The sequence below is a fragment of the Cytophagia bacterium CHB2 genome (assembly GCA_030263535.1).
GTDB lineage: Bacteria > Zhuqueibacterota > Zhuqueibacteria > Zhuqueibacterales > Zhuqueibacteraceae > Coneutiohabitans.
Window position 1 is genome coordinate 1 of sequence record SZPB01000483.1, and the last position, 3,895, is coordinate 3,895.

The 3,895-nt window shown below is 53.8% G+C and carries 3 protein-coding genes; all 3 read left to right on the forward strand.

Annotation, left to right across the window (positions count from 1 at the left end):
- Positions 1-1,626 (forward strand): M20/M25/M40 family metallo-hydrolase (locus FBQ85_27630; GenBank protein ID MDL1878904.1); only part of this gene is annotated, 1,626 nt, incomplete at its 5' end.
- 360 nt (positions 1,627-1,986) lie between these two features.
- The gene (locus tag FBQ85_27635; protein MDL1878905.1) at positions 1,987-3,297 is read left to right on the forward strand and encodes an AgmX/PglI C-terminal domain-containing protein; all 1,311 of its coding nucleotides are present in this window, start codon (positions 1,987-1,989) and stop codon (positions 3,295-3,297) included.
- A gap of 279 nt (positions 3,298-3,576) precedes the next feature.
- On the forward strand, positions 3,577-3,895 hold a 319-nt coding region (locus tag FBQ85_27640; protein ID MDL1878906.1), incomplete at its 3' end, for an SDR family NAD(P)-dependent oxidoreductase.

Below are 3,895 nucleotides of genomic sequence, written 5' to 3' on the forward strand. Positions count from 1 at the left end.
ATTGCCGCTGAATTCAAGCGATTTAATTTGCAGCCGTTGGGCGAACCCGCGTCCTACTTCCAAAAATTCGATTTCATCGGCGACATGGAGTTGGGTCCGCAAAATCATTTGCGCTTTACCAACGCAAACGGCGACACGGCCTGGAAGCTGGGCGTTGATTTCATTCCCGCCGGATTTTCGGGGACTGGTAATCTCGAGCTTGATTCCGAGGTTGCGTTTGCCGGCTACGGCATTTCTGCAACTGAAAAAGGTTATGATGACTACGCCAATCTCGAGGTTTCCGGCAAAGCCGTGCTGATCATGCGCTATTCGCCGGGTTTGAACGATCCGCACAGCGGTTTTGCCAAATTTGAGGGCATGCGCTTCAAAGCCACAACCGCGCGCGAGCATGGCGCGGCGGCGTTGTTGGTCGCCACCGGTAGCTTGAGTGATTCCAACGATGTGTTGCCGAGATTGAGTTATGATCGTTCCGCGGGCGATGCCGGATTGCCGGTTTTGTTTATCAAGCGAGAAGTTGCGAATTGGCTGCTGGCTGGTATTGGCCAGTCGCTCGACTCGGTGCAACAGCAAATCAACACGACGCAGCAATCACATTCCCTGCTCATTCCCGCGACAAAAATCTCTTTGCAGGCAGAGGTTAAACCGGTTCGCCGGGTTGCCGCAAATATCGTGGGCGTGTTGCCGGGCAGCGATCCGCTGTTGCAGAAGCAGGCCGTGGTTATTGGCGCGCATTACGATCATCTTGGCCGCAGCAGCGAAGGCAGTCGCAGCCCGGACAGCATCAACGGCATTCATAACGGAGCGGATGACAATGCTTCCGGCACAGCCGGCTTGTTGGAGCTGGCGCAATATTTTTCCTCGCAAACTGAGAAGCCCAAGCGCTCGCTGGTGTTTCTGGCATTTGCCGCGGAAGAGTTGGGGCTGTTAGGCTCGGCGCATTATGTGAATCAACCTTTGTTTCCGCTTGACAGCACCATTGCCATGATCAATATGGATATGATTGGCCGCATGAAAGACAGCACGCTCGTGGTGCAGGGCACCGGCACTTCGCCGAGCTGGCCGGCGTTGTTGGAACGCTTGAATTCCGATCGCCGCTTGAAACTGAAATCCGTCAAAGACGGCCAGGGTCCGAGTGATCATGCCTCGTTTTACAATAAAAATATCCCGGTATTGTTTTTCTTTACCGATATTCATGAGGACTATCATCGCGTGACCGACGATGCCGATAAGATCAACGCCCGCGGCCAGGCCGAGGTGTTGAATTTTGCGGCGGAAGCGGTTTTGGAAATCGCCAATTCGGACTCTCTGCCGCTATTTACAAAAACCGATTCGGAGCGCCGTCAGATGAGCGCGTTTCGAGTCAGTCTCGGCACCATGCCGGATTACGCTGCCGAGGTGAAAGGCTTGAGGTTGAGCGGCGTGCGCGAGGGCGGACCCGGGGCGCGGGCCGGCCTGCAAGCGGGCGATGTCATCATTAAATTTGGCGAGATTGACATCAAAAACATCTATGACTATACTTATGCCCTCGGGGAGCATGCGCCCGGGCAAGAGGTGGATATCATCGTGTTGCGAGACGGTAATAAATTGACCTTCACGATCAAACTCGAGCCCAGCCGTCGCATGTGAGACAAACCGGCCATCGACTGTTATCGTAACAATTCCCGCCGTTGGCTGAAAAATCCAGCAGCATGACATCTGGTTGTGGTCATGGCAGTGTAAACTTTGGCATAATACTTGTTTGAAGTTTCCCGAGTTTTTGGCTAAGATGAATTCGCTGTAGAATTGAATAAATTTCACCACTCTTTTTAATCATCATTGTATCACCGTAAGACGGCGATTTACAGGATTTGTGATGGCTTTGCTCGATTGCGTGCAAACAAACGCGATTCTATAGTTAGCCCGCTTTTTCCTCTACCAAACTGGAAATTGCAATTACGGTTTCGAAATCTTTTATCTTGACGCTTTGCAAATGTTGGAGCTAGGCACGTGGATCATTTGTACGACAGCGCTCAACTCGAACAAGCCCCTAATCTTTCCGCACCGCCCGATGATCGGCCTTCTTCGCCGGCGCGCGCGCCGTTCGATGATGACGATGTGATCACGACTTTTCCGAAGGAATTCAACCGTCATTTCTGGGAGACGCTTGACCGGCGTTTTCTCGTTATTCTTGTATTCGTGTTGATGGTCGAGCCGTTGATCATCATCTACAATTTGTGGAATCATCAGCCCGGCATGAATGAATCCGAGATGGCCCGTTTACAGGCAAAATATGCGGAAACTTTCCTGTCGGAATTCGAAGTGGAGCAACCGGCGCAGAGCAGCATGACGCCGAATGAATTGTTGCTATATGCCTCCGAATATGTTCCCTCCATCATTGATGAGGCTTTGGGTGGCGCTGGCGTACCGACGATGAGTCCGTCCTCGCGGCCGGGCGCAGGCACGCCGGAAGCGCGCGGCGCCACACGCGAAGCGAGTGAAGTGCATCGCCGCATCTCGTTAGCCGCGCGCGAGAAAGCGCGCCAGGCGTTGTCGGAGGAAGTCGGGCGTATCGGCTTGATCGGTTTGCTCACCAGCAACAGCAATCTTGCCGAACCTGGCGGCCAGTTTGTTTCTTATGAACCGGTGCAGGATGTGCTCGAACACGGAATCGCGCAGGCCAATGATTTGGAAGAGGTGCTGTCCCAGGTAAGAACGCTGCGTGTGCCGCGCGTCGGCCAGGATTTCTTTGGCGCGCCGGTCGGCGGTGCAAGCGGCGGATTGTTGGGGTACGGCGGTTTTGATCCCAGCAAAGTGATGATCGCCCCTCGCGACATGCGCGGCGAGCGGCATACGGCCTCGGGCGTGCAAGCCGAAGAAATCGTTACCAACCTTGCCCCCGCGCCCAAAAAAGAAGTGAGAGCTTCGCGCACATTTGAAAAAATCGAGCCGGTGGAAAGCCTGGTTGAAGAAGCCGCCATTCCAGGCATTGGCGCATTGGCGCGCAAACGCATGCGCGAAAAAGCCTCGCGTGATCCCGAAAGGATGCGTGAAATCGTATTATCCCACAGCGCCGCGATTCAAGACTGCTATCGCCAGGCCCTCAAAAATGACGCGACGCTCAAAGGCAAAGTCACCGTGCGCTTCACTGTCTCTGCCGCTGGCAAAGTTAAGGAAGCCAGCGTCGTCTCCTCCACCTTCAACCTGCCGGAATTGGATGTCTGTATTCTCAGAAAGATTTTGCGTTGGAACGACTTTGGACGGATGGATCCTTCCACCGCAGATGTGACGCTGAAACAGGTTTATGTTTTTGGTTATTGATGTTTGTATGACGAAAGCCGGGCTAGCGCAGCAATCCTCATGGTGAAGGCTGAGGCGGATTTCTGCGCAAGTCCGGCTTTACTTTTTCCCGCCGAGTCGCTATCTTTCCCGCGATTATCGTTCTCGCGTTTTAACAGGATCAGATGGATATTGCTGCACGCAAGCTTGTGGCGCTTGCGATGAATCAGAAGGATCCTGACTTTTGTCAGCATATCCAAAAAAAATTCAACGCATGACAATCCCGAGCGATTTCCAGCCAAAATTAATGAGGATATCAAAATGATCGATCTTACCGGCAAAGTCATGTTGATTACAGGCGCGTCACGCGGGATCGGCGCCGCTGCGGCGCGCATGGCGGCTCGGGCCGGCGCTAGCGTAGTCATTAATTATGCGCAAAGCAAAACTGCCGCTGAGCATCTCGTTGCAGAGATTTCCCAAACCGGCAAACACGCCGCATGCGTCCAAGCAGATGTCAGCCGCTACGCCGAGGTCGAACGCATGGTCGAGACCGTGCTCAAGCGTTTCGGCAGAATCGACGTGCTGGTGAACAACGCCGGCATCTGGACGTACGGCGCGATTGATTCCATGCCGGAAGAGG